Source organism: Microcoleus sp. PH2017_24_DOB_U_A, assembly GCF_020738205.1.
Lineage (GTDB): Bacteria > Cyanobacteriota > Cyanobacteriia > Cyanobacteriales > Microcoleaceae > Microcoleus.
Window position 1 is genome coordinate 38,800 of sequence record NZ_JAEQCT010000015.1, and the last position, 25,701, is coordinate 64,500.

The 25,701-nt window shown below is 45.3% G+C and carries 30 protein-coding genes; 14 read left to right on the forward strand and 16 right to left on the reverse strand.

Going from position 1 to position 25,701, the window contains the following annotated elements; all coding sequences use genetic code 11:
* Positions 1–27: 27 nt before the first annotated feature.
* From JGK07_RS00420 to JGK07_RS00430, 3 genes are all read right to left on the reverse strand, one after another.
* Positions 28–1,236, reverse strand: coding sequence for an AAA family ATPase (locus tag JGK07_RS00420; protein ID WP_293241325.1), 1,209 nt, complete (start codon positions 1,234–1,236; stop codon positions 28–30).
* Positions 1,237–1,307: 71 nt separating this feature from the next.
* Positions 1,308–1,853 carry an RNA 2'-phosphotransferase gene (locus tag JGK07_RS00425; RefSeq protein WP_293241323.1) on the reverse strand — a complete coding sequence of 182 codons (546 nt, stop codon included), beginning with the start codon at positions 1,851–1,853 and terminating at the stop codon, positions 1,308–1,310.
* A 302-nt stretch (positions 1,854–2,155) separates the two neighbouring features.
* On the reverse strand, positions 2,156–2,839 hold the full coding sequence (locus tag JGK07_RS00430) for a trans-aconitate 2-methyltransferase (protein WP_293223779.1): 684 nt from the start codon (positions 2,837–2,839) through the stop codon (positions 2,156–2,158).
* Between the two features lie 518 nt (positions 2,840–3,357).
* On the opposite strand from JGK07_RS00430, the gene JGK07_RS00435 reads away from it, so the two are divergent.
* The 3 genes from JGK07_RS00435 to JGK07_RS00445 are packed head-to-tail and all read left to right on the forward strand — an operon-like array spanning position 3,358 to position 8,582.
* Positions 3,358–6,189: a diguanylate cyclase gene (locus JGK07_RS00435; RefSeq protein ID WP_293241321.1), complete on the forward strand. Its 2,832-nt coding sequence runs from the start codon at positions 3,358–3,360 to the stop codon at positions 6,187–6,189.
* Between the two features lie 25 nt (positions 6,190–6,214).
* Positions 6,215–6,796, forward strand: coding sequence for a Uma2 family endonuclease (locus JGK07_RS00440; protein ID WP_293241319.1), 582 nt, complete (start codon positions 6,215–6,217; stop codon positions 6,794–6,796).
* 55 nt (positions 6,797–6,851) lie between these two features.
* The gene (locus JGK07_RS00445) at positions 6,852–8,582 is read left to right on the forward strand and encodes a leucine-rich repeat domain-containing protein (RefSeq protein WP_293241317.1); all 1,731 of its coding nucleotides are present in this window, start codon (positions 6,852–6,854) and stop codon (positions 8,580–8,582) included.
* 92 nt (positions 8,583–8,674) lie between these two features.
* Here the strand turns inward: JGK07_RS00445 and JGK07_RS00450 are convergent, their stop codons facing one another.
* A complete protein-coding gene (locus JGK07_RS00450) occupies positions 8,675–8,881 on the reverse strand; it encodes a hypothetical protein (protein ID WP_293176187.1) in 207 nt (68 codons plus the stop codon).
* Between the two features lie 300 nt (positions 8,882–9,181).
* Between JGK07_RS00450 and JGK07_RS00455 the strand changes: the two genes are divergently transcribed.
* The 4 genes from JGK07_RS00455 to purU all read left to right on the forward strand — a co-directional run bounded on the left by JGK07_RS00455 (position 9,182) and on the right by purU (position 12,039).
* Positions 9,182–9,475: a hypothetical protein gene (locus JGK07_RS00455; protein ID WP_293176189.1), complete on the forward strand. Its 294-nt coding sequence runs from the start codon at positions 9,182–9,184 to the stop codon at positions 9,473–9,475.
* Positions 9,462–10,286 (forward strand): DUF6745 domain-containing protein, encoded by an 825-nt coding sequence (locus JGK07_RS00460; RefSeq protein WP_366034381.1) that lies wholly within the window; start codon positions 9,462–9,464, stop codon positions 10,284–10,286. Before JGK07_RS00455 ends, JGK07_RS00460 begins: the two co-directional genes overlap by 14 nt.
* Positions 10,234–10,599 carry a DUF6745 domain-containing protein gene (locus JGK07_RS33085; RefSeq protein WP_325315088.1) on the forward strand — a complete coding sequence of 122 codons (366 nt, stop codon included), beginning with the start codon at positions 10,234–10,236 and terminating at the stop codon, positions 10,597–10,599. Before JGK07_RS00460 ends, JGK07_RS33085 begins: the two co-directional genes overlap by 53 nt.
* 585 nt (positions 10,600–11,184) lie before the next feature.
* A complete protein-coding gene (gene purU, locus JGK07_RS00465; protein WP_293176191.1) occupies positions 11,185–12,039 on the forward strand; it encodes a formyltetrahydrofolate deformylase in 855 nt (284 codons plus the stop codon).
* Positions 12,040–12,352: 313 nt separating this feature from the next.
* Here the strand turns inward: purU and JGK07_RS00470 are convergent, their stop codons facing one another.
* The gene (locus JGK07_RS00470; RefSeq protein ID WP_293176193.1) at positions 12,353–13,264 is read right to left on the reverse strand and encodes a hypothetical protein; all 912 of its coding nucleotides are present in this window, start codon (positions 13,262–13,264) and stop codon (positions 12,353–12,355) included.
* A gap of 304 nt (positions 13,265–13,568) precedes the next feature.
* On the opposite strand from JGK07_RS00470, the gene JGK07_RS00475 reads away from it, so the two are divergent.
* From JGK07_RS00475 to JGK07_RS00485, 3 genes are all read left to right on the forward strand, one after another.
* Positions 13,569–14,504: a class I SAM-dependent methyltransferase gene (locus JGK07_RS00475; RefSeq protein ID WP_293241315.1), complete on the forward strand. Its 936-nt coding sequence runs from the start codon at positions 13,569–13,571 to the stop codon at positions 14,502–14,504.
* A 196-nt stretch (positions 14,505–14,700) separates the two neighbouring features.
* Positions 14,701–15,024: a hypothetical protein gene (locus JGK07_RS00480; protein ID WP_293176197.1), complete on the forward strand. Its 324-nt coding sequence runs from the start codon at positions 14,701–14,703 to the stop codon at positions 15,022–15,024.
* A 167-nt stretch (positions 15,025–15,191) separates the two neighbouring features.
* Positions 15,192–15,578: a tautomerase family protein gene (locus JGK07_RS00485; protein ID WP_293176199.1), complete on the forward strand. Its 387-nt coding sequence runs from the start codon at positions 15,192–15,194 to the stop codon at positions 15,576–15,578.
* A gap of 95 nt (positions 15,579–15,673) precedes the next feature.
* Here the strand turns inward: JGK07_RS00485 and JGK07_RS00490 are convergent, their stop codons facing one another.
* The 7 genes from JGK07_RS00490 to JGK07_RS00520 form a co-directional block, all read right to left on the reverse strand.
* Positions 15,674–16,180, reverse strand: a complete 507-nt coding sequence (locus JGK07_RS00490; protein ID WP_293149586.1) for a MogA/MoaB family molybdenum cofactor biosynthesis protein — start codon at positions 16,178–16,180, stop codon at positions 15,674–15,676.
* 83 nt (positions 16,181–16,263) lie between these two features.
* Entirely contained in the window at positions 16,264–16,599 is a 336-nt protein-coding gene (gene psb28, locus JGK07_RS00495) for a photosystem II reaction center protein Psb28 (protein WP_293149588.1), read from the reverse strand.
* Positions 16,600–16,864: 265 nt separating this feature from the next.
* On the reverse strand, positions 16,865–18,367 hold the full coding sequence (locus tag JGK07_RS00500; protein ID WP_293241313.1) for a DUF1565 domain-containing protein: 1,503 nt from the start codon (positions 18,365–18,367) through the stop codon (positions 16,865–16,867).
* Between the two features lie 216 nt (positions 18,368–18,583).
* Positions 18,584–19,180 (reverse strand): Uma2 family endonuclease, encoded by a 597-nt coding sequence (locus JGK07_RS00505; RefSeq protein ID WP_293205634.1) that lies wholly within the window; start codon positions 19,178–19,180, stop codon positions 18,584–18,586.
* Between the two features lie 132 nt (positions 19,181–19,312).
* Positions 19,313–21,052 (reverse strand): hypothetical protein, encoded by a 1,740-nt coding sequence (locus tag JGK07_RS00510; protein ID WP_293241311.1) that lies wholly within the window; start codon positions 21,050–21,052, stop codon positions 19,313–19,315.
* Between the two features lie 218 nt (positions 21,053–21,270).
* Positions 21,271–21,867: a Uma2 family endonuclease gene (locus JGK07_RS00515; RefSeq protein ID WP_293176207.1), complete on the reverse strand. Its 597-nt coding sequence runs from the start codon at positions 21,865–21,867 to the stop codon at positions 21,271–21,273.
* Between the two features lie 83 nt (positions 21,868–21,950).
* On the reverse strand, positions 21,951–22,400 hold the full coding sequence (locus JGK07_RS00520) for a hypothetical protein (protein ID WP_293176209.1): 450 nt from the start codon (positions 22,398–22,400) through the stop codon (positions 21,951–21,953).
* Positions 22,401–22,764: 364 nt separating this feature from the next.
* Here JGK07_RS00520 and JGK07_RS00525 point away from each other — a divergent pair, with 364 nt between their 5' ends.
* A complete protein-coding gene (locus tag JGK07_RS00525) occupies positions 22,765–23,121 on the forward strand; it encodes a hypothetical protein (RefSeq protein WP_293176211.1) in 357 nt (118 codons plus the stop codon).
* 12 nt (positions 23,122–23,133) lie between these two features.
* On the forward strand, positions 23,134–23,556 hold the full coding sequence (locus JGK07_RS00530) for a type II toxin-antitoxin system VapC family toxin (RefSeq protein ID WP_293176213.1): 423 nt from the start codon (positions 23,134–23,136) through the stop codon (positions 23,554–23,556).
* A 245-nt stretch (positions 23,557–23,801) separates the two neighbouring features.
* On the opposite strand, the gene JGK07_RS00535 is transcribed toward JGK07_RS00530, so the two are convergent.
* From JGK07_RS00535 to JGK07_RS00545, 3 genes are read right to left on the reverse strand one after another with little or no spacing between them, the layout of a single operon-like run.
* Entirely contained in the window at positions 23,802–24,155 is a 354-nt protein-coding gene (locus JGK07_RS00535) for a hypothetical protein (protein WP_293176215.1), read from the reverse strand.
* Positions 24,152–24,523, reverse strand: a complete 372-nt coding sequence (locus JGK07_RS00540; RefSeq protein WP_293270146.1) for a DUF5674 family protein — start codon at positions 24,521–24,523, stop codon at positions 24,152–24,154. Before JGK07_RS00540 ends, JGK07_RS00535 begins: the two co-directional genes overlap by 4 nt.
* A gap of 31 nt (positions 24,524–24,554) precedes the next feature.
* The gene (locus JGK07_RS00545) at positions 24,555–24,689 is read right to left on the reverse strand and encodes a hypothetical protein (protein ID WP_293176219.1); all 135 of its coding nucleotides are present in this window, start codon (positions 24,687–24,689) and stop codon (positions 24,555–24,557) included.
* Positions 24,690–24,822: 133 nt separating this feature from the next.
* Here JGK07_RS00545 and JGK07_RS00550 point away from each other — a divergent pair, with 133 nt between their 5' ends.
* Positions 24,823–25,083 carry a hypothetical protein gene (locus JGK07_RS00550; RefSeq protein ID WP_293176221.1) on the forward strand — a complete coding sequence of 87 codons (261 nt, stop codon included), beginning with the start codon at positions 24,823–24,825 and terminating at the stop codon, positions 25,081–25,083.
* Entirely contained in the window at positions 25,076–25,495 is a 420-nt protein-coding gene (locus JGK07_RS00555) for a hypothetical protein (RefSeq protein WP_293176223.1), read from the forward strand. The genes JGK07_RS00550 and JGK07_RS00555 overlap by 8 nt, the downstream gene beginning before the upstream one ends.
* A gap of 15 nt (positions 25,496–25,510) precedes the next feature.
* Here the strand turns inward: JGK07_RS00555 and JGK07_RS00560 are convergent, their stop codons facing one another.
* On the reverse strand, positions 25,511–25,672 hold the full coding sequence (locus tag JGK07_RS00560; RefSeq protein ID WP_293176225.1) for a hypothetical protein: 162 nt from the start codon (positions 25,670–25,672) through the stop codon (positions 25,511–25,513).
* Between the last annotated feature and the right edge of the window lie 29 nt (positions 25,673–25,701).

Here is a 25,701-nt window from a genome sequence, read left to right on the forward strand (position 1 = left end):
AAAGTGTGTGAGACTTTACGTGCCTCGTCAAACAAATTTGTGCGTAAATTCACTGGTAAAATCCACTCTTCCTTTCCGCAGCATCGCAGGATCTAATCTTTCAATCGTGTTGCAAGTGAGTAACACTACGAGTTTCTGCTGAAATTGAATCCCGTGCTCGTCCATCACGCTTTGATACAGAGTTCCATCCAGCAAACTCAAAATATGTTCAGTTTTGTTACTGCGTTGGGCCGCTGCGGTCGATCGATCTTGAGCCAAATTATCAGCCTCGTTGATAATAATGCAAATCCGCTGCAAATAACTCGGGGGCACAAAATTTTCCACCGCATCATGATCTAAGATAAAGATCACATAACCCAGCGGCACTAAAATCTCCTTTGCTACCGCTTGAGTCCAAGCAGTTTTGCCAGTCCCCGGTTCGCCACTAACCAACACAGCCAACTGATTTTGATCGAGAATTGCCTGCTGAACAGTATCAGTAAAACTTTGAACTTCCGCAGAAAAACTCCGAATAGGGAAGTAACTGTGAACCTGTCCGACACGGCTTTTGTACCCGCTGAGAATCACCGCTAAATTGTAAGTAGCCTTGCTAACCAGCGGCGCAATATCTTTGCAAATCAGAGTGTAGCAACGTCTTCCCCTGTCGTAGCTGTCAATTTGCAGCCAGCAGCCTGCTTGTCCCCAATAAGCATAAACAGTACCCAAAACTTCCAAGCGTTCCCAGCTAACAAATCGCTCCCGCGGATAAGAAAAATGCCGTTCCATAAAAAACTGGGTAATCACATCCGGTTTCCCCAGCAAATCCAGAACTTTGAAAACAGCAATCTCTTGGAGTTTGTTGAGAACGTAGTCGATGGGAATGCTAGCGCGGCTGACCAATTGAACAACAGGCGTTTCGGTGACTAAAACATCTTTGTAACGGTAATCCGGGTAAACTGGCTGCGGAGTAATGTAATCCCAAAACTCGTCTATTTCGTAGCGAGTATTTTCCGAAAATACATTTAAGATATTCGCCCACCAAGTATACTGGTGTCGTCCCATGGCATCGGCGATATCGCTGGCTGCATCTAAAGTTTTTTGAGCGAGTTCTACAGGGTCGCTAGATGCTAAGTGCAGCAGGTGTTCCCAATCAAATTGACGGTAGAGAGGTCGCCAGCCCGATCCTAGCAGCCCTCGATTTTGAGGGTTGTTTTGATTAAAATTGTTGTCGCGATCGCCCATATCTTCCGCACTCATCTTGTAAAACTCCTAGTTACTCTTATTTTAAAATATTTGCCGCACACTTGCTAGAACCAAACAGGATTTTCTCAATATACTTTTAGATAATTGGGCGGCACCATATCTACCAACCAAACTTTGTTATCCGAACAGTAAAATGTATGGCCGTCGCATTGCATTGCTGCGGTATCTACAATCAAGACTGCCGGGATGCCGTGTCTGGCACCTACTTTACGGGCTGTTTGAATGTCCGCCGACAAATGAACGTGATGCCGCGACATTTTCCGAATTCCTTCACTGAGAATAGAATTGACGGCAGTCTTACCTGTTCCGTGATATAAAATATCTGGGGGAACAGCAGGTTCTAACTGCAAGTCAACGTCTATACTGTGTCCTTGGTTGGCCCGAATTAGAGTGCCTGTCGAGTCGAAGGAAAAGCGCTGTTTGTCGTTTTGGGAGACTACTTCCTTGAGTTCGGAAAGCTGAACAGAAAAGTTATTTTTTTGGCAAGCATCGAGGAGTTCGCTAACAGCAATCCAGCCCCCCGGCGCGAGTTGAATGCCGATGCGCGAGGGCGCGTGGCGCAGGTGTTTGCTGAGATATCGGCTAATTTTTATTAATCGGGAATCGTTCATCCTTTTACTTAATTTATTGAGTTATTTTGTGGGTATATCGGGTTTATTTAATCTGTTTTTACTGGGAGAGGGATTGAGTGAAATTATGCGGTCAACTCAAGTATGATTTTTTTTGTATCTCTCGTTTATAGCTGAATCTCACTCCCCCTAAATCCCCCTTAAGAAGCAGCGTGGTTTTATTGTTGGGAAAGAGATAGGTACGTTGTTGGGCTTGGGCCCTCTTTATATATATGTCGAAAGAGGGCTAAAGCCCAACAACGTACCTTTATTAAGGGGTATTTTTTTTAGAAAAACTTTGCCTTCTACCTTGGGACAATTCCGCCAAAAATAGCAAAATTGAGATGGCGCCAGTGGCAAGCTGCGTCTGCAAAACCCGCTGCTGCTAGCCACTTTGTTTGCTCTTCCACAGAGGAAGGAATATCTTCTTTTAGATAGCTGTTAAAACACGCTGCATCGTCTTCTCCATTAGCTTTTATGTACTGCCGCCACAAATGTTCGTATTGCTCGGTTAGCTTTGGGGTAGCACCTGTGACAATATCTCGGATTAGCAAGATTCCCCCGGCATTCATTGAGTGAAAAAGTTTGTGAAATAGCTGTTTTTTTTGTTCGCCGTCGAGGTGGTGGATTGCCAACCCTGAAACTACTAAATCGTAGCCGCTGCCGAAATCATCTTCGGCGAAGTTTCCCTGCTGCAATGTCAGGCGTTCTTGGAAAGCGGATAAGTTAGTTTGACAAACTTTTAGCATATTTTCCGCCATGTCGAAGGCTGTGACTTTTGCTTGAGGAAATGCTTGCAAAATCATTGCAGACAGTATGCCAGTTCCCGCACCTAAATCTAGAACTTTTATGTTGGCATGGGTTTCAAAATCAATTAATTGCAATATTATTTCGTGTTGCTCGCGATACTGCGGAATGAGGCGGGGAATTAAACCGTCATAATCAAATGCTCTTTGTTCAAATTGCTCGCGTACTAAGTCTAAATTCATAGATAAATTCACAGAAACTTTTCCTCAAACTTTTAATGGTTGAGTGCGTTAATGCAGTTGGGCTGCTCTTTGGTTAAATGTCGTATTACATTTTATAATACAAAACATTTACAGACCTGTCAAGAGGTAGGAGAAAATAATTTAACTGAAGTTGCTGACGATCGCAAAACACAGACTTTGTTAGCCATTTCCCAGCCAATTATTTGGGAACTGTCAAGCCCTGCAAATATATCTGGGATGTGGAGTTGAGGCAGAATGCGGGAGAGTCGAAAGCCTGGGGCAGAGATTTTGTGCCAGATGCGGCATGGTAATTTTCAGAAAAAAGTTGGGTTTTTGCAGCCAGCGGCCCAGCGGGCAGATCTGAGAAAATCTGTCTTCAGATTGACCAATTTTAGTCTAAACTTCAAATAAAATTTCAGGTGACTCCAGTTTTCCAAAATAGTGCCACTGTAGGCAGCTATCCCCAACCCCGATAGTTCTTGTTCATTCCTCATCTAAAATCTCGAATCTCAAATGGTATGACTCCTGAGTGGATGTGCTGTTTGCCGAGCATTCATGAAAATAAAAATATACAAAATATTACACCTGCCGGTGCGGAAAAAACAGTGATAATTAATCAGGATGCGAGTAGATTAGGTGTCAGTCATCAGGGGACAATAGAAGCAATGGAAATTCAAGAGCGGAGCCAGGAGCGGCGCGATCGCCTCAGTCAAATTTCTACGATAAAAGAACTAGATTCGTCGCTGCAAGAAGGTTTAGATTTTAAAGTAGCGATCGACCAATCGGCACTGGCGGTGAGAACCGACGCCCGAGGAATTATCAATTATGTCAGCGATCGACTGTGCAGCATCTCTAACTATTCGCGTATTGAACTAATAGGCAGCCATTTTTGCATCCTCCATTCGGAATATAAGTCTTCGGAATTAATCAAAAATCTGCTGTCAACAGTTGCCAAAAATGAAGTTTGGCAAGGAGAAATGAAGAACCAAGCCAAGAATGGCAGCGATTATTGGGTGTATGCAGCAGTAGTTCCGCTTTTGGACTTTAACGGGAAACCCTGTCAGTATTTGGCGATCGGATTTGACATCACCGATCGCAAAGCCGTAGAAGCAGCCCAAGCCGCAGTCAACCGCGCCAAAGACGATTTTTTGGGCATTGCGGGACACGAACTGCGATCGCCCCTGAGCGCGATTTTGGGATGGGTGCAGCTAGCTCGATCGCGCAAGTTAAACGAAGCTACCACCAACCGCGCTTTGGAAATCATCGAGCGCAACGCCAAATTGCAAAACCGCCAAATAGACAATCTCCTCGATTTGAGTCGGCTGCTGCGGGGGAAAGTCCGCCTGAACCTGGCTCGGGTTCACCTCCCATCTGTCATAGAATCGGCTATTGAGACCGTCCGCCCCGCCGCCGAGGCCAAAAACCTCCGCGTAGAAACACAGTTCTACCCGGGCGTCAGCTACGTTGTGGCCGATGTAGAGCGCTTGCAGCAAATAGTCTGGAACCTCCTGGCCAACGCCATCAAATTCACCCCAGAATCGACACCAGACCCAGTTGAAGTGCGGATCGAGCCTACAGAGTCGGGTACCTTGATTCGGGTCAGCGACAGCGGTTGCGGGATTGAACCCAAATTTGTGCCGCACATCTTTGACTACTTCCGCCCCGGAGATAGCTTCCAGTCGAAGGAACAAAATCGGCTCGGGTTGGGGCTCTCAATTGTGCGGCATTTGGTGGAATTGCACGGGGGAACTGTTTGGGCTTCCAGTCCCGGCCTGGGTATGGGGACGACGTTTGGGGTGCTGCTACCCGTAGCGCACAGCAACAATTCGCGCGACGATCGCAAAAGCGCGATCGGCCGCACCGAAAACCACGCGGAATCGGTTCCCAAACCCCTAGCCGGAAAGCAAGTGCTGGTGGTGGAAACCAGCGCCGAGATTCGGGAATTTCTCAAAAGTGCCCTCGAAGCATTTGGAGCCAAGGTAACAGCGGTGAGTAGCGCTTGCGAAGCGATGGCGCAGTTGCAACAGTCGCGGCCCGACGTGTTGGTAAGCGATATGGCGGTGTCGGAAACAGACGGCTCCGATTTGATCCGCCGCATCAGAGCCATGGAAATGTCCGAGCAAAGGGAACTGCTGCCGGCGGTGGCCCTGACGGGAGGCGTCCGTGAGGAGGATTCGGCATCGGCCCTCTCTGCGGGGTTTCAGAGGCATTTGTCGAAGCCGGTGGAGGCGAATCTGTTGGTAAGCGCGATCGTCCAATTGGCAGGGATGAGTGAATTTGGCTGCTCAGACGAGGGAAATGTTGGGGCGATCGCCCCGCTGCCGGACTCTAACAGTTGTGACGACAAAAATAATGGGGGACAATTAACGCCTGACAGCCGAGAGTTACCGCTGTTGCTGGTAGTAGAAGACAACTATTCTCTGCTGGCTTACCTCCAAACTTTATTGAGTCCGTACTATCGAGTTGCGGTGGCGATGGACGGGGTTGAAGGTTTGGAAAAAGCCAAAAGTTTGCAGCCGAATTTGATTTTGAGCGACCAAATCATGCCCCGACAAAACGGACTGGATTTGCTCAAAGAGATTCGGAATACGCCGGAGTTGAGTTCGACTCCAGTAATCTTTTTGACAGCGCGATCGGGCATGGAAGCTCGGATCGAAAGTTTGGATGCTGGTGCTGACGATTATATTTCCAAACCTTTTGACGAGAGGGAACTGTTGGCGAGGGTTAGAAACTTGCTGAGAACCCACGCAGCCGAACAGCAGTTGACGGTGCTCAACCGCCAGTTGCAGCAGCAGAAACGGCAGTTAGAAACAGTGAATCGAGCCTTGCAGTATTTGGCAACTTACGACAGTTTGACTGAGGTAAGAAACCGCCGCTTTTTTAATGATTATATGGATGCGGAATGGCGGCGTTTGGCGAGGGAAGAAGCGCCGCTGTCTTTGATTATGTGCGATATCGATTACTTCAAACTTTACAACGACACTTACGGCCACCAACCGGGGGATGAGTGTTTGCGGCAAGTGGCGCAGGTTCTCCAGTGTTCGGTAAAGCGATCGGCTGATTTAGTTGCGCGTTACGGTGGAGAAGAATTTGCGGTAGTTTTGCCGAATACGGATATTGAAGGTGCGGCTTGCGTTGCTGAAAGGATCGCTCAACAGGTGCGGGGTTTGCAGATACCTCACGCGCAGTCTGGTGTCAGCGAATATGTCACGCTGAGTTTGGGTGTGGCTTGCTGCATTCCGGCGCCGATGTCGCAGCCTGCGACGTTAATTGCGATCGCCGATGAGTCGCTGTATCGCGCGAAAGCTGCTGGGCGCGATCGGGTTTCAGTTGCCGCATTTCTAGGATAATATAATAGTTAAAGGAGGTCGCGCCATGACACTAATATTAGATAAGCCCAAAGACCAACGGTTAACTCACTCCGGGATTGATTGGCAACAATTCAAACTAATCGAACAGGGATTCTCCGACTCCCCCGGTATCAGACTGTTTTATTTCAAAGGCGAGGTAGAAATTTTGGCAGTTTCCCAAGAACACGAATCATTCAGCAGGACGATCGCAGGTCTGCTGATGGACTACTTTGTGGAAAAAGACATCGAGTTTAACCCTTTGGGTAGCTTTACTCAAGAGAAAGGACAGGAAGTCTCAGTACAAGCTGATGAATCTTTTTTAATTGGAAAATCAACAGGTAAAACCCCCGATCTTGCCATCGAAGTAGTATTTACCAGTGGGGGAGAGAGCAAATTGAATCGCTACCAAGCCTTGGGAGTCCCCGAAGTTTGGTTTTGGGAGGATGGATTATTTGGTCTGTATCATTTGCGATCGCACGGTTATGAAAAAATTGCCCAAAGCGAAGTTCTGCCAGACTTAGATATTAACTTGTTATCTCGGTGCTTGCTGATGGCTTCTAGGATTGAAGCGGTTAAGGAGTTTCGGCGCGGGATTTCTGGGCTTTAGAGGAAAAGTTGACAAAAAATTCTTATTTTCGTAAAAAATTTAAAATCTTATTGCCATGTCAGAACCACAGCCCAATCCCGCAGAATTCAGCAGCTTTGCCGATTGGTGCTTGCACAAAAAAAGCCTTTCTCCCGAAGCCAGACATACTGTTGAAATGTTGTTAAATTATGCTGGGACTTCTGATATTAATGAAGCGAACCGCATACTGTCAAGTAGGAAAAAGAAGAAGCTATCGCTGGGCAACAATCAAATATCAGACCTTACGCCACTGCAATCTCTGACTAATGTGACTAAGCTGAATCTGGACAACAATCAAATATCAGACCTTACGCCACTGCAATTTCTGACTAATTTGACTAAGCTGTCTATGTGCAACAATCAAATATCAGACCTTACGCCACTGCAATCTCTGACTAATTTGACTAGGCTGTATTTGTACCGCAATCAAATATCAGACATCACACCACTGCAATCTCTGACTCATTTGACTGAGTTGAATCTGGACAACAATCAAATATCAGACATCACACCACTGCAATCTCTGACTCATTTGACTGAGTTGAATCTGAGCTACAATCAAATATCAGACATCACACTCCTGCAATCTCTGACTCATTTGGCTCATCTCGATCTGATGGGCAATCAAATATCAGACATCACATCGCTACAATCTCTGAAAAATTTGACTTATCTGAATCTGGACTCCAATCGAATATCAGACATCATACTGCTGCAATCTCTGACTAATTTGACTTCTTTGTATGTAAACTTTACACCTGAACAGAAGGCTCTCATAGAAGCCTATGAGAATTCGTGGGGAACTCTTGCCCACTCTACGGAACCCATCTCTTACCGCAAAGCCGCAGCCGCCCTTAAAGCTGGCTACGAACTCCTCGGTGTAGAAGCCCCTGAAATCACTTTTTGCAGTGGCCCTCACTCTGCATTAGTACAATTACCCATGTTGAAAAAATCTAATAATAATGATTTGATCGATCGACTTAAAAAACAAGTAAAAGATCCACTATTACCTTTGACATTCACAACAGAATTCCAGCAGCTATCTTCTTCATATTTTCTTAGATGGGAGGAACAGCTTAAACAACAATTAAGAGCAGATTTTTCTAACTATAAGAACCACTTAATGTCGATAGTTAATCCGAGATATGCCGTTGATGCTGTCACTGTTGCTGAATTTTGTGTTTCTGCCTTGGGCATTGTTTTGAAGCCAGAGGCACAAAAAGCTTTGGAATGCCTCAAACAGATTTTAGTAGAATGTGGCTGGATTTTGACGTTTGAGAATGTCTGCTATGTGTGCGATCGCCCAACCAAACTCTCCCTCGACAGCGAGTACCGCCTCCACGCAGAAGGGGAAAGCGCGATCGCATTTAGCGACGGTTACAAACTCTACTCCTACCACGGCGTAACTTTGCCCGAAAAATACGGACAAATTCACCCCAATCAATGGGAAGCTACCTGGATTTTAGAAGAAGAAAATGCCGAACTCAGGCGAGTGTTAATTCAAGGAATTGGTTACGATCGAATTTGCCAAGAATTGCAAGCAACAGATTTAGATACTTGGCAAGAATACACGCTGCTAAGAATCGATGCTGATATTGATGGCTTCGATACCGATGAAAAAGAGCCAATTTATTTGTTAAAAATGACTTGTCCGAGCACCGGATTCATTCATGCTTTGCGAGTTCCGCCCGATATACAATCTGCAAGGGAAGCAATTCGTTGGGTGAATTGGGATGTCGATTATGAGGAGTTTTCGGTGCAAACTTGAAGTTTTGGGGAAGTTAGAAACCTCGTTGATAAGAGTCGGCGGTTGAAACCGCATCTATACAAACAATGTCCGAGCGAGCGAGGGACTGAAGACTAATCTTTATATTCTTTCATTTGCTGGCGAATGGCTGCCTCAATCTTAGTATCGAAATCCGGATCTCCCACTTTCGTGATGATTGAATTCGATCGCTCTTTCCGCCTGTCTAAGTAAGCTTGCAGTGCTGCTTTATCCCCGCGATTTTTCAGGAAATAACGCTTCAATTCTCGATCGCCCATTGCAGTATAATCTACTTGGCTCATTGTAAATTAACCGTAATTCATGTAGGGGCGGGTTTCACCAACAATCTTTCATTCACACCGACAATATCTATAAACCCGCCCCCACCCAGGCGACTTTCTCGAAACTGGCATCAATTATAGCATTTCTATTGTCGATCGCACTTTCACCCTCGAACCTAACCCCTGTCAGTACAGCAAACAGTTATGGAATATGGTCGATCGATCGCCATTGACGTTCCTGTATTACCAATGTAGTATATAATTACGGTAGAAAAGCCCGATCGACTTACCAAAACCAGCAAACAAAATTAATAAAAACCTATGCAACCAATCCGACAAGGCGACGTAATTCTCACCCCCGTACCGCAAATCCAAGGTGACAAAAAACCTCATCTCACCCTCGCCGAAGGTGAAGTCACCGGACATTCTCACCAGATTATTGAGGGGCAAGCTGAACTGTACGAAAAAGACGGCACCCTGTACTTGCGAGTGCTTTCGCCGACAGCTTTATTGAGTCACGAAGAGCACAAAGCGATCGCAATTCCTGAAGGTAATTGGATGGTGCGGATTCAGCGCGAATACGAACCCCAAGGCTGGAGGTATGTCGCAGACTAAGGTTAAAAAACTCACGCCAGCACAAGAGGCTCTGATTCGAGTTTATCGCGACAAGTGGAAGGCGATCGCACTTTCGACTGGCCCGATCGATCGCTCTCAAGCTGCGGAAACTATTACATTAGCTTACAGGGCGATCGGCAAACCAGCACCGGAAATCATTTTTTGCGATCGTCCCTACCAAGCCGCTAACATCATCGCCAGCCACGCAGACAAGCCCAGGAGTCACCTGCGGAGCCAATTAGAGAGCAAACTTCGCAGCGAACTTGAAAAACAACTGCTGACTTGTCTGCGCGGACAACTAGAAAACCAGCTAAAACGTCAACTGCAAAATCAACTCGAAAATGAACTTTACACCCAACTGCAAAGCCAACTGTGGAGTCCCCTGCGCGATCATTTAGCGATGGAAATAGCGAGCAAATTGCCGATCGATTTAAGGGGACAGCGGGCCCGGTATTTGCACTACACCCATCTCAACAAACAACTAGATAATTGCATTCAACCGGAATTGTGGGCTAGTGGCGGGAGTTTGTTAGATTTTTGCATTTCTGTGTTGAATTGCGCGCACTCCTACGGCAATATCTGGACAATTTTTCAATCGCTTGTCAAGACTTGCGGCTGGATTTTTCCCTATGACAAAGTTTGTGTAGTGTGCGAAAAGCCGATCGCACTTTCGGCAGATAGCAACCACCGCTTGCACGCCGGAAGCAGCACCCGCCGTACAATTTGCCGACGGTTTGGCGATTTACGCCTATCACGGCGTGATTTTACCCGAATGGTACGGCCGCCTGCAACCCCGCGAGTGGCAGTCTAAATGGCTGTTGAAGGAGCACAACGCAGAGGTTCGGCGAGCCTTAATTCAGGGCATCGGGTGCGATCGTATTTGTCAAGAACTAGCAGCCACAGAGTTAGACACTTGGCAGGAATATACCCTGTTAAAAATGGATTTTGAGGACGATTTCGACGCCGATGGGATGCCATTACCAGTTTTTTTGTTAAAAATGACCTGTCCGAGTACGGGGTTTGTTCATGCGCTGCGAGTTCCTCCAAATGTGACCTCTGCACAAGAAGCAATTCGTTGGGTAAACTGGGGAATTGAACCGGAGGAGTTTTCGGTGCAAACTTGAATATTTCTATTTACCTAAAAGTCAGTTAGTTCGTCCTTATGAAAGCCCGCCAGGGGTTTAAACCCACGGGGCTTTTAGCTAAAGTCCGTTTTAACGGACTGGTAGTATTAAAACACCTCACAAATTAACAGCCACTATTTTATGAAATTGCGCTCTTACTCTCCTTAATTTATGTTTAAAATCAGTCCGTTGAAACCGACTTTCGCTATGTATGAAGCAGGGGTTTAAACCCCTGCCGGATAGTGCCGCAGTCGCGTAGAAAGTTGATACTAACGAATGAAAATTAAATAACTTACAGTTTTTATTGTTCTTGTGAGATGGGCGTCCCGCCCGTCCTTTCTAGACGGGCGGGACGCCCATCCCACAAATATGTGTAAATTATTTAATTCGCGATGCTTACCTGGAGCTCACTGGCAATTAAATATCAGACATCAAACCGGAAACATCTCATTTTAACAAAAATCATTTTTTACAGTGCAAGCTGTCACCAGCTCGCGACAGCACTACAAAAGTAAAACTGAGATGCTCCATAGGACGACCGACCTGATATAATCAATTAAAAATTAATACCCTTGCCATTAGATCATGACTAGCCCTACTGCAACTCTTTTGATTTCCTGTCCCGATCGCAAAGGGCTTGTCGCCTTACTTGCTAATTTTATCGCTTCCCATAATGGCAATATTATCCACGCGGATCACCATACTGATTTTACCGCAGGATTATTTTTAAGTCGTCTCGAATGGCAATTAGACGGTTTTGACTTAAGCATTGAAGACATGACAGATGCTTTTAGTGAACTTGCCAAGGATTTACAAGCAAATTGGCAATTACATTTCTCTGAGGAAGTTCGACGGATTGCGCTTTGGGTAAGCCGCCAAGATCATTGCTTGTTAGATTTGATTTGGCGAGAACGCTCTAAAGAAATGCCTGGGAAAATCCCCCTGATTATCAGTAACCATGAAAAGTTAAAGCCCATTGCCGAACAATATGGTATCGATTTTGAGTATATTCCCATTAATAAAGAGAACAAGGCTATTCAAGAAGCACAACAGTTAGATACTCTCAAAAAATATAACATTGATTTAGTAGTCTTAGCAAAATATATGCAGATTTTGAGTCAAGATTTTATGAGCAAATTCCCCAATGTGATTAATATTCACCATTCATTTTTACCCGCGTTTGTGGGGGCAAATCCCTACGAAAGGGCTTATGAAAGAGGAGTGAAAATTATTGGTGCCACTGCCCATTATGTGACGCCCGATTTAGATGCTGGCCCGATTATTGAGCAAGATGTTGTGCGGGTGAGTCACCGCGATGAAGTGTCGGACTTGGTTCGGAAAGGTAAAGATTTAGAACGGATTGTTTTGGCAAGGGCGGTTCGATATCATTTACAAAATCGTGTTTTGGTTTATGGCAATCGCACTGTTGTTTTTGCTTGAATTTTTAATTTGATTGGCTAGTGCGTTGCTCTAATTTTGGGGACGGGCAAGATGCCCATCCCACAACAAAAATGTGAGATAGGCATCTTGCCTGTCCAGCTATTTTTATAAGACGGATAATAAGCAATCCTGGAAAGATGCGAGGTGCCTGAAATAGCTCCTCGCATTTGATTAATCTCACGAGATTACCAGAAATAATTGATTGAAAGCGTCTCCGTTTTAGGGAGAAATTAAAATCAGACGATTCATTGCTCCAATCCTCGGACTTCCAGGTAGAGGTTGCTGTCAACTGTCAACTGTCAACTGTCAACTGTCAACTGAATGAAATCCGGGCGGATAATGTTTCGGCGTAAGCGCGATCGATCAATTGGCGAGCAACCGTCTGAATTCCGGTATGCTCGTAATAATTGGTAGTCATGTCCAAAAACGCGGCGACATAATCCAATTTGTCATCGGTAACATCGACGTATTGCTTGAGATTGCCTAAAACTGTGGCGGGAGTTAAGCCGCGAGATACCACTAAATTGTTCATCCAACCTTGGGCTGAGGCGAAGGTTGCTGTCACGAATCCGAATTTTTGGGCATTGTTGGCGCCGGGAATTAGGTTGCTGATGTTTTGAAAGGTTGAGTTTTGCTGCAAGGTTCCAGGATTTAAGCTGCTTAGGGTATTTTGCGCTACTTTGATAAAGTCCGGGCCGAGGGGAATTAAGCCATCAGCGCATACTAATGCAGCCATCCGCATTAGAGATTCGCTTTTGTATTCTGATAAGTAATTGGCAAAGCTTCCCACGTTGTCAAGGGAAATTTTGTTGAGTTTGCAGAAGACGATGAGTTCGATCGCCACTTTGACGCATAAGTCGATCGTTTGAGTGGTGTCAGCCTTGGGAGTCAGGCGGCTCATAAACGACAGAAAGCCGATTTTTTCGCCGATTTTATTCGCCATAGCAGTCGCTCCTAAGGCACTGTCAGCGCTGTCTGCAAGCTGGTAAAGCTTGACTGCGCCTTGATAGGGTTCGTTGGAGTTGGCGTAAAGCTCGATCGCCCGGGCGCGAATTTTTTCCACTAAAGCGCGATCGGTTTCCCCTGTGAGCGATCGAATAGTATTATCAAAACCAGATAAATTATTCCATTCTCCCGGAACCACAAAATCCAGGGATTTGAGCATCATCACAGTAATCCCAGAATCCGGCAAATTATCAACCAATTCCACAATTGACTTGCTCACAACAAACTCCTAAATAACCATATTTGATAGTGTTCTTCCAAATACTCCAACTTCGACAAATCCGATTCCAGATTTCCCGGCCATCTCATCTGAGATCTAATGCTAATAGTCAGATTGGTTCGTAGTCAGGACTTTAGTCCGCATCCAAGAAAGGACAGATTGGCTTGTAGTGAGGAATGCGAGTCCGCATCCAAGAAAGGACTAAAGTCCTCACTACGAACCTTGTAAAGTTTCCTTATATCAAATAAGTAAAAATGACCCAAGTGTGTTAAAATCGATAGCGCTAAATCGAAAACAATAAAATATGACTGTTGCAGTTAACAAAACTCCGGGATTAGCATCGCGTTTAGTAAATGGCGTACTCTCCATCAAGCCTTTGGCCGCTCTAGCCAAGCACCAAGCGCGGGAAATGATGATAAACAGAGCCGAAAAAATCGGAGTGCATTGGCGAGAAGAAGCGCAAACACTTTTGTCCCGAAATTGGGATGCAGAATTGCTCAGCGTAGAAAATCCCGATTTGGTTTACCCGAAATATTATCTAACTTCATTCCACGCTTACGAAAAAGGTAATATGAGTTGGGAAGCTGCCACAGAAGTTGAAGTTGCAGCCCGTGCAGTTCATGCGGGAATTTGGCCAGAAGCGGGTGCAGAAGGCGATGCTAAACTCCGCGCTAGCTATCACGAAATCGTCAAAGCTCAAATTTCCCAAACACCGCAAGATATTGTCGATTTGGGATGCAGTGTGGGAATGAGTACGTTTGCGCTTGGGGATGTTTACCCGGAAGCAAAGATGACTGGGGTGGATTTGTCGCCTTATTTTTTGTCGGTTGCTCAATACCGTTCACAACAGCGAGAAGCGGAATTTTCTAATCAAAAATCTCCAATTTGGGTGCACGCTGCTGCTGAATCTACTGGTTTACCTGCGGCTTCTTTTGATTTAGTTTCTATTTGTTTAGTTTGTCACGAACTGCCACAAAAAGCAAGTAAGGAAGTATTTCGGGAAGCGAGGCGTTTGCTGCGCTCTGGCGGACATTTGACAATTATGGATATGAATCCTCAGTCGGTAGTTTATGCCAAAATGCCTCCTTATATTTTGACTTTGCTCAAGAGTACGGAGCCTTATTTGGATCAGTATTTTGGGTTGGATATTGAGCAGGCTTTGGTTGATTCGGGTTTTGCGGTGCCGACAATCACTTGCAATACTCTCAGACATCGGACTATTGTTGCTCAAGCAATATAGCGGTTTTTAGTTGACTGTATTTGAGATGCTTGGGTAGGACACGGCAGTGCTGTGTCCCTACTGTATTTTAATGTCAAAAATGTTGCGGTCAATGAGGCTCTAAAACTGGATGCGATCGCAAATGTGGTAGAATTAATACTTAGACAGCAGTCTTAGTTAGATCGTGTTGAGAGAAACCTAAAAAAAGGATATCATCATGAACCCGACAGCCCCCCCTCAAAAGGTCATTGATTGTTTGCAGGTTATTTTGGATGCCACAGCCTCAAAAAATTACGAGCTGTTTACCACGGTGGGCGATGCAGACTACAAAACGGGAATTGCACAAGAAATGTTCGATAATGTTAGCGATGAACTCGGTTCCCGCCTGCAAAACGGATATTCAATTAGTTATTTTGGTGAGTTGACACAAGATGGTTTTCAGATTTATTTGTGGAAGCTGAGTTTTGCAGATGGTGGAGATGAATTTGTGGCACGCATGACTATGAATGGAGACAAGGTTGCTGGGATTTTCATAGCATGATGTCAGATCCAGGTTGGTAGTGAGGACTTCAGTCCTCAGAAAACATAAAACTATGAGGACTGAAGTCCTCACTACCAACTTATTGGCACCCTTAAATTTATGTGATCTTGACAAATTCAAGCGCGGCAATTAGGTTTTAATAGAGAGTTGTTGTCATACATAGAATTATGGTACAGGTCAAAATATCCGGCTTGAGAGAGCATCTCCATCCCATTAAGCCCCAACTCTCTGATGTCATTAATTCCTGTGTCGTAGATGCACTCCAATATCCACCGGATAAACGTTCACATCGATTCTTTCTGTTCGACTCCTCTGATTTCTTTTATCCTACAGCGCGCACAGAACGTTACACTATCATTGAGGTGAGCATGATTGAAGGACGCAGTGTCGAAATGAAAAAGCAGTTGATGCGTTTATTGTTTGAGCGATTACAGCCGTTTGGAATTTCCACACAGGATTTAGAAATCACGATTTTTGAGAATCCGAAACACAATTGGGGTTTTCGAGGCTTACCGGGTGACGAACATCAACTCAATTATAAAATCGAAGTGTAGCCGATCGCTCTTAACTTACAACAAAGCGGTCGATCGACTGTAAAGCTCGATCGACCGCCAATCTCTCCCCTCAGTGAAAAAAGCAACTTCCGCCCTCATCCACCCCTCAACTGCTTGACCAAGTGAACTAACTCTGGTAAAATTAGCTTTTCCACAGCTAGTTTCACGCCATTACTAGATCCAGGAAGAGAAAAGACTAACTTGCCTTGATACACGCCTGCAACAGCGCGAGATGCGATCGCCCTAGAACCAATTTCTTGATAGCTCAAAAACCGAAATATCTCGCCAAATCCAGGTAAAATCCTGTCGAGCAAACTCTCCATCACATCGTAGGTAGTATCTCGTGGAGAAATACCCGTCCCGCCACTCAAAACTATCGCATCCACATCTTCGCGCTGGGCAAGCGCCTGCATTTGCAATACAATTTTTGCAGCATCATCTTTAACAACAGTGTAAGCTACCACAGAGTGACCTGCATCTTTTAGCAATTTTTTCGTTAACAAACCGCTATTGTCTGTGTCAGCAGAGCGCGTATCGCTAACAGTCATGATAGCGCAATTTACGGTTATTTTAGATAAATCGGGGTGAGGAATTTGCGTCATTGTTTCTTGTCGTAAGTAATCGGCAACCAGCAATCGGCTATCGGCCAATTACCAATTACCAACTACCAATTATTAACTATCTATTATGCCTTGCTAAATCCTAAGCCGTTTGCTTCCGAGTAGCGTTCCATGAAACGCATAAAGCGTTCCCAGTCAGCGGCACTTTTCATCAGATAAAGAGCTTCTAAACCCGCAGGTTGACCATTGATGAACTTAGCCTTAACTTCGCGAGTCAGAAGTTCGCCTTCTTCGTCGATCATGTACATTCCAGTAATGTCTTGGGTACTATCGTTGCTGAGAGATTTCGGATTTTCAAAGATAAATGTGGCAGTGCCTTGAGCTCCGCTTTTAGAACGAGTTAGGCGGACTTCGGGTACAGTATCTTCGTCTATACCCCGGGAGAATTGAATTTTAGCCATAATCTGAGAGTGGAACCTTAAAGATTGCTGAATTTCTTAATATTTTTATCATAAAACGATTTGGACGCTCGGAAAGCAAGACTTGCGGAGATTGTCCGATGGGGATCGGAGGAGAGGGGCTATTTTTTAGGTACGTAGTTGCCTGAGCCCTGGCTCTCTCCTTCACTATTCGCTGTTTTGCTATCTTCGTTTTTTCCGATATCCCCAAAGAGCGCTGAAGCGCAACTACGTACCAAAGAGAGCGCCCAAGCGCAACTACGTACCTTTAGACGATGTAGGGAGAGTTAATGGGCTCTGCGCGGTTTGTGGCTACCAGAGTTTGGTAGACGAGGGCGGATATCTCGGCGCGCGTGATGTCGCGGGCGGGGGAAAGCTTGTCGCGGGCGGGATAGTTGACTACGATTTTGCGCTCTGTGGCGGTGGCGATGGAGTCGGTGGAAAAACTGGGAATTAAAGCCCGATCGGCATAAACGCTCAAAGAATTAGGATTGCCGCCCGCCAACTGCAAGCCGTTTACCAATGATACGATCGCCTGAGCTCTAGTCAAATTCTGTTCCGGGCGAAACGTGCTGTCGGGATATCCAACCAAAAACCCGCCTCGATTCGCTTTGACGATCGCACTTTGGGCCCAAAAATCTGCCGCCACATCCTTAAAAACCGTCGCCTCACGGCGCGGCGCCAACTGAAACGCCCTCGCCAACAACGCCGCATACTGAGCTCTAGTTAAACTCTCATCAGGTTTAAAAGTGCCGTCGGGAAACCCGTTAATAATATTCATCTTAGCGAGGCGATCGATAAAATCCTTAGCCCAGTGAGTGCTGATATCGCTAAACTTTACACCTCCAGGTGTCGGAGTTGGTGTCGGAGTCGGAGTTGGAGTCGGAGTTGGAGTTGGAGTTGGCGTCACATTTCCCAACTCAAATAAACCTTTTACTCGCGAAGGATTGAGCTGATTTCCCAGGGCAAAAATCTTAGTCGCAGTAGCATTTTGCAAATCAAATTCGCCATTGTTGGCAAAAATATTTCCCCCTAAATCTTGAGCCGTACCAAGATCTGGCAGAGATTTTTCCACCGCAGTCAAACCATCTTCGGTATTTTTTTCAATGCGATTCTTCCGCACAATCGGCTTAGAGCTCCCCGTTAAAACGATACCGGAGCGATTGGCGACAATTTGGTTGTCAACAATCAAAGGAGCCGATTGAGCTTGCAGAGAAATACCGAAACCGGTATTTTGAAAAACATTGCGCCGCAACACGCCTTTAGCACTTCCAGCCATAATTACCCCAGCGGCTGAGTTTTCCACAAATATGTTGTCTAAAATCCCAGGATTAGCAGTACCTGTGGCAAAAACACCTTCGCGCTTACAAAGCGTAAAAGTGCAGTTAGCCACAGTAGGAGAAGTTGACTCCATCCAGACTCCGGTACCGCGAATATCTAGATTGGTGACAGTTACTCCCCGCAATTCCGCATCAGTTGCTAGCAGTAGAGTGATATTTTGACTCGCAGCGGTGGGACTGACAAATTTGCCACTTCCTTGAATTAGAGTACCGCTTCCTTTGTTGGATTCATTACCGATAACTTTGACTCCAGAGGGAATGTCTAAGGGAAATTGTTCGCCGCTGGCTGCGCTGTAAGTTCCCGCTGTTAGCTGAATAACTGTTCCTGATGCAGCGCGACTGATTGCGCGGGCGATCGTTTTGAATGGGGCTGATTGGCTGCCGGCTGCGGAATCGCTGCCTGTTTGGGGGTTAACGTAAAGTGTTGCCATGTTTTTGCTGTATGGATAATTTGCGATCGACTTTTAGGCAATTTTCATTCTGTACGAATTTGACTGCGGATATATATTTAGCTTTGATTGGGAAGACAGCCATAGGGGATGACAACCCCTGGGGGATTGCCCCTACAAAATACTTGATTTCTCGTTACCAGAAATAGCAGGTACCCGACTTCTTGAAGAAGTCGAGTACCTGGGTATTAGGCTTTTTCATTCGGATCGAGTCGAGATTCCCTGCCCAAAAACCTTTACCGCTTCAGCCAAATCAGTTTCGCCCATCAAAATGCAGCGTTTTAGCAAATCAATATCCAGGGTTTCCAATCCTGACAATTCACTCTGAATTACTTCTTCATATCCATCTTCGCGGAGGTGATACAACCGCAAAGTACCATCCTCCCAAAACCAGATTTCTGGCACACCCAAAGCCCGATATTTTGGCAACTTGCTCAATCCACCGCTAGTATAAACTACCTCGATAGACAAATCGGGAATCAACTTAGGTAGCCCCAAACAAAACGATTTATCAGCTTGGGTTGAAACTTCTCCCGTTTTCTCCTGCGTCATTGAACCAGAAGGGTAAAACCTAAGGCCTTGCGCCAGCAAAAAAGTTGTCACCAAGTAACCAATAATTTCCGAAAAATTTTCGTGTTGGAATCCCGGCATTATAATTTCGATCGCACCTGCAAAAAAAGACAATTTTACCCCAGGGGAATCTTCGGAGCCCTTCTGGATTAACTTGAATTGCTCCCAGGTGCCATTGAGCACCACTCGCCCATCGAGAATTTCGCGATCGAGAACTTGTGTCATTGAACCGCACCATTATCTCCATATGGGAATTATAACTGATATCATCTCCGTTCTCAAGAACAGGCTTTCCGGCCTGTTCCACAAATAATTAGTTTTCTTGTGGGGTAGGCCCCTGAGCCCGCCCGCTTCAACTCAAGAGGTTAATTTGGCAATGCAAGATGTTTGCAAAACTACTAAAAGTTGATTCTCAAAAACCGCACAACTCGTCATTGTTTGTGCTAAAATAGGAACTTTCCCTTGTTTGAGAGAAAGTATAGCTTCCGGTGTAGAATCAAAGTCTTCGATCCAGCCGTAATCCTCTACATACTTAAGAGTTAAGGCATTGCGATCGAGCATCCAAAAATCAATCCCATACTTGTTAATGAAGCTTAGCAATACGGGTTTATCAGCCGTATATTGAGCGCGAATTAAATCGCTTGCTCGCTGCTGAAATCCGCTGTAGTAGCCTTTCTGATACGGCACTGCATATTCCTTTCCCACCAAAACCGAACGCTGGCTAAACGTTGGCAGATTATCGGCTTCTGGGGCGATCGAAGCAATCACAATATCTTGAGGTTGTTGCTGAAAAAATTTGTACAAAGCGGGCATTTTACCTTCTACATACCCGACTGTGGGAAATTTTTCCACTAAGCATGGATAAAGCACAACTGCGATCGCAATTATCACCATTGTAATTAGTGCAACTAGATTTTTTAACTTAAATTTTGTTTCGGTTGTTGATGCCCAGTTACCGACGCCATCGATAATTAACGTCAGGGCGATCGCACTTATAAACACAACAATAAACCTCAAGCTATACGCAGTATAGCGTCCAGGCTGATAAAGCTTAAAAATGGTAGCGTGAGCGGCAAAAAACATCGCCAAGGATGCTAAAAATAGCTGAAGCAACAGCCAGATTTTGCTATTAATCCGACTCGCTAACGGAAAAGCCGATCGCCTCCACAGCAACAGCAGCGGCAAAAACAGCCCCACACAGTGAGTTACAGGCGTAAACAGCGACTTGGGAAACATCCCGCTACCCCTACCAGTCAGCCAATAATCTACCGGATTTGGACGAAAAAAAGCATTTCTGCCGTCGGCTGCAAATACGCCCATTTGCTTTGCTTCTGCTGCGGTATAAGTCGGGCCAAATTCCGATTTATCCAAGGCATAGGGCAGCATTACTAGAAAGATTAGTCCCAAACCGGTACTGCAAAATAGGTAATTTGTGCGATCGCCCGACAAGCGCAAACGGCCGTTTTTCCAGGCTACCAGCCGCAAAACTAACACGCCAGCAGCAACCAAGGCGTAGGGAGGGTAGAATAATCCAATTAGGGCGATCGCCCCCAAACAGGGCAGCAACGAACTCCGCGACAAATAATATAAAAAACCGAGAAATATCGGATAGATAAAAGCTCTGGGCGTTGTGGAAGCCAAATCATCCGTCATCCACATATGCTGATTTAACAGCAAAGATGCGATAAATCCAGTCAGCGGCACTGGCAGCATTTCCAAGCAAAGCCCAAAACAGTAATAGGTGGAGATTAAGCCGAGAAATAGCGGCAATATTTTGTGAAAAAATAGCGGGTGAATGCCGATTGTTGCTGCTAATTTGTAGAGGGCGCTGTATCCTGCGGGGGCGACAGATTGAAAATAGTTAGCAATGAAATCGTTGGGGAACAATTGTCGATCGACAAACCGCATCATCCAGAAAACGTGCTGTCTCGCATCGTCTTGCACCATATACTCGGCGCTGAAAGCTTGAGCAATTCCTAAAACACCATAAACTGCGGCAAATGTCAAGCTCAGCATCAACCAGAATATTGTGCGCGATCGGGATTTTTCATCCACAGTCGCCGTCAGAAACTTGTGTAAGCGGGCAATTAATACCATTTGAGATTTGAGATTGGGAAAGAATGTGAAGGACGCACAACACGAACCAGTTTACCTTGCAAAGATTATGCTACTGTAATCGAAATGTGAATTCGGTTAACGAGTGCTTCCCAATCGCGATCGTTTTTACAGTAGCCACGGTTTCAACCGCCGAGTCTTATGGTGGCATATTGCCTCAGTAATGGTGCCCGTTGCGTAAATCCTATTAATTAACCGAATTACTGCGGCTGAATCCCGTTGAGAAACTCCGTTCTTGCCTCAATTATTGAAGGCATCAAAACGCACCGTACCAGCAATTCTAAATCCAACTCCGGCAAAAACTCACTTCTTAAAACTTGCTCGTAATCATCGTCGCGCAGCCGATAGATAGCCAACTGATTATTTGCCCAAAACCAAACTTCTGGGATGCGAAGTCGCAGATATTTAGTTAGTTTATTTGTGCTACCGCTAGAAATCGTTACTTCCACGGCTAAATCGGGATGCTCTTTCCTTGAACCTATATAATAAGACTCATCAGGTTCAAATGATACATCTTTTGCCTGGTTTCTGCGAGTTGCACTCCCTACAGGAATGAAATTAATCCCTTTCTCAAAAAAGTAAAGTCCTATAAATATAGCCAGAACACTTTTTATCTGTTCGTGGTCTTCGCCTAGCGTCATAAACTGCACACACCCATCTAAATAAGTTATTCGCAAGCCTGGGGCATTTTCTATTAAGGTTTGTAGCGCCTCAAATTGCTCCCAAGTATAATAACCGGGTAAGGTAAAGCGTTCTTCTTTAACAATTGTTATTGGTTCTGAAACTTGTACGACCATGGGCGCAATGCTCCGAATAAAAATCAGTAGCCCTGCCTTAGTATAACCTAAATAGGGACTATTCATCAAAGTTAATTTGACGGTCAAATATTACTGCGATGATTCTGGGCGATCGCATATTGCCTCAGTACAGGTGAAATTGTGTAAAAATTTGCTTGTTGTTCAATCAAACAACGCCGGGATAAAGATTGCAGCGCATTTACCAAATCTGATGGGGGAATTCGGCTATTTTCTAGCAATTGGGTGAGGTTTATTGTATCGCTTGCTTTCGCCAACCAGGAGAGGACTTGTTTTTCTAGTTCGGATAGGCGATCGCACTTCTGCTGTAAAACATCTTTCAAATCTTCGGGTAACAATATAGTATCATCTGGTAATAACTCTGTGACGCATCCGCCCAACTCTTGAATCAGAGTCGCGACGCTTTTTAACCAGAGGAGATTGCCTTGGTAGCGCTGAATCAATGCTGAGTAGTTGTCGATGTCTGCTAATCCATAATCTCTGAGGATTTCCCGTGCGGCGTAGAGGTAAGACAATTGAGCTGGGAGGCATTGTTGATATGGGAAAAATTGAAGTAGGAAAGTGTAAAATATATGATGATGGTAATTTCAGATAGCCTGATTGTTGTTGTGCGCTGGGGCTGCGAGCCAGCGCCCTTCTTATTTTTTCAAACCAGAGCGATCGCCCTTTCCGACATATTCCCTTAACCCTCGCGTCACCCCAACCTCTTTTTCCACCGACAATCCGACGATCGATTTCCACCATCTCAAAGGGCACTGATTGCAGACTCTTAGCGTGAAGCGTAGCTATCCCGTAGGGATCTCGCCACAGCGAAAAAGGGATCTCGCCCTATGCGCTACAATAAACGTAAAGCTCATGATTAGTCTTTCAAAAATTAACATGATAAACATAGACTTACCGCCATCTGATCCATTCACAAACCTCAAAGTGACGCTCCTGCTAGAAGCACTGACATCCGGGCAAGTTGTGGCATCTGTCAGAGAGTTTCCAGACTGTCGAGTGAAAGCAGAAACACGAGAAATGGCGATCGCCCAAATTCAAGCTACCTTTTTAGAACGGCTCAAAAATATAGAAGCGATTTCCTGGAACGTGCCAATTCAGGGTTCAGAACCAACCTGGATGAAGTTTGCAGGTGTCTTTAAAGACGATTCCGATTTTGCGGCAATTATGGAATCAATTCGCGCCGAACGAACCTCAGATGATGACTCGGAAGTCGATCCTTCCTATTACTTGTAGAGGCGGCTTAAAGTGTGTCGATATATTCTGGATACCGATTGCGTTTCGCTGATTCTTTACAATCATCCCCAAGTCACCGCTAACGTCGCAAAGCATCAAGTTTCTGTCACGATTGTCACGGTTCAAGAACTCTTTAATGGCTGGATTGGCAGGATTAACGATCCGTCGATGCTGCATAACCTACCTACACTCTATTCAAAACTTTGGACAACTGTAAAATATCTCCAAACTATTGAGGTACTGGATTTTACAGCAGAAGCTGATAGTTGTCTCAAGAAACTGTTAAAAGATCATCCGCCTCTGCGGAAAAATCGCCTGCAAAAAGATATGCGGATTGCAGCCATTGCGTTGTCCGTCGGTGCTACCGTTGTCACCCGCAACCAACGAGACTTTGCTCAAGTTCCCGGATTGTCAATCGAAGATTGGACGCTTTAGTGCGTAGCCGATCGCCCTTTCCGACATTTTCGCTTAACCCTCGTGTCACCCCAACCTCTTTTTCCACCGACAATCCGATCGATTTCCACCATTTCACAGGGCGCTGATTGCACACAGGGGCGTGAAGCGCAGCTATCCCGTAGGGATCTCGCCACAGCAAAAAAGTGCGAGATCCCTGCTAATTTTTTCCCACAAGTGCGATCGTCCTTCTAAATTCTTTTTAAACAAGGGCGATCGCACGCTACCTAATTGAGAGCCAACAAACCGGACATATTCAGCACTTTCTCCGACCAAATTTTTGTTTCTTGGGCCACCATCATTCGTTGCTCCGCATCCTCCCAAATCCTTGCCCAACAATACTGCCAGCAAGCTAACTGAACTTGTAGCTCAACTAACTCAGCGGCTATTTCTACCTCTGCATCGAGAGCCGTCCACTCAATAAATATCTTACTTTCTTGCAGCAAACCTTCAACCAGTTCGCCATTAGCTGAATTTTGACATCGAGATTTAATTCGTGCCAAATTAGATGCTAAATTTCCTAAACGAATCGGTAGTTCGTCTCGTAAATAGCGTTCTTTTAAAGCATTCCAATCTCTCATAATCCTCCTAATAACTGCTGAACGATTTGAGCAACCCGTTCTCGAATAACCGGGTCTTGAATTTCCATTGAGCGATTGTTCTGACGCGGACGAATATTGATTAGAGATTCATAACCTACTTCTTGCGTCAGCGGATACCAGTCAGCTCCCCAAATATCTACCTGCTTGCTCCCGTTTTCCAGCAACAAAGCTTCGCAATCGGCGTGAAGTTCTCCACCACCTGTCAGAATTCGGCGTTCGATATCCACTGCCAGTTTAATATAACTGCCAAGGATTTCTAGCATTTCTTCAATTTGCTCTTGAGTCGCACACTGTTGAATCAGATAAATCATCCCTGAATAAGCTTGAGATTTAATATGATTCTTCAATATTATACAGGTTAGCTAGTGTGTCAATACTTTATCCCATAGCTTGCTCTGACGGGCGTAAGCGAAGCCGACCTTTGGCATCGCCCTTTCCGACATATTCGCTTAACCCTCGCGTCACCCCAACCTCTTTTTCCACCGACAATCCGATCGATTTCCACCATTTCAAAGGGCGCTGATTGCACAGAGGGCGTGAAGCGCAGTTATCCCGTAGGGATCTCGCCACAGCAAAAAAAGGGCGATTATTCTGAGAACGCGAGTTTAGAGGCTAAACTAGATGTATATAATCTTAAATAAACGATATGCCTCTCAGCGAACTTTTACCTACCGTCAACCAACTATCCCATCAAGATAAACTTCGACTTATTCACTTTCTCCTGCTTGCAGTTGCCAAGGAAGAAGGATGCAGCTTAGAACCTAATGAAGATAGTAATTCAAAAAATGTACTCCTGAATCAACTAGCATCAACCAGCGCAGTTGTATGGTCTCCACAGGCAGATAGTGCAGGAGTTAAAGCATTATCAGAACTTCTAGTTGCCACCCAGGAATCAGCCAATGCTTAATCGTCAAAGATTTGCATTTACAGAACGAATTGATAGCCTTGGCCGTTCGAGCATTCTGCCATATTTGCCCATCACACTCTCCAATGGCAGCAACTCTGTAGAAGTGATGGCATTATTGGATACGGGTGCGAGTGTCAACGTCTTGCCCTATGAGATTGGTCTACAACTAGGGGCAATATGGGAACAGCAAACCGTTCCTATTCAGTTGAGCGGGAATTTGGCTAGCAGCGAGGCCAGGGGATTGGTTCTTTCGGGTACAGTTGCTCAATTTTCGCCGATCTTACTTGCATTTGCCTGGAGTCGATCGACAGATGCGCCGGTAATCCTTGGACACCTCAACTTTTTTGCGGAGTTTAATGTCTGCTTTTTTCGTCATGAGTTAGCTTTTGAGGTTTACCCAATACAGAAATGAAGAGAGGCTGCACAGTCATTGCAATGCGATTTTATGCTTGTGCAAACTGGGATGAGGTAAATTAGTGCGTTGGCGAAGCCGACCTTTGGCATCGCCCTTTCCTACATATTCGCTTAACCCTCGCGTCACCCCAACCTCTTTTTCCACCGACAATCCGATCGATTTCCACCATCTCAAAGGGCACTGATTGCAGACTCTTAGCGTGA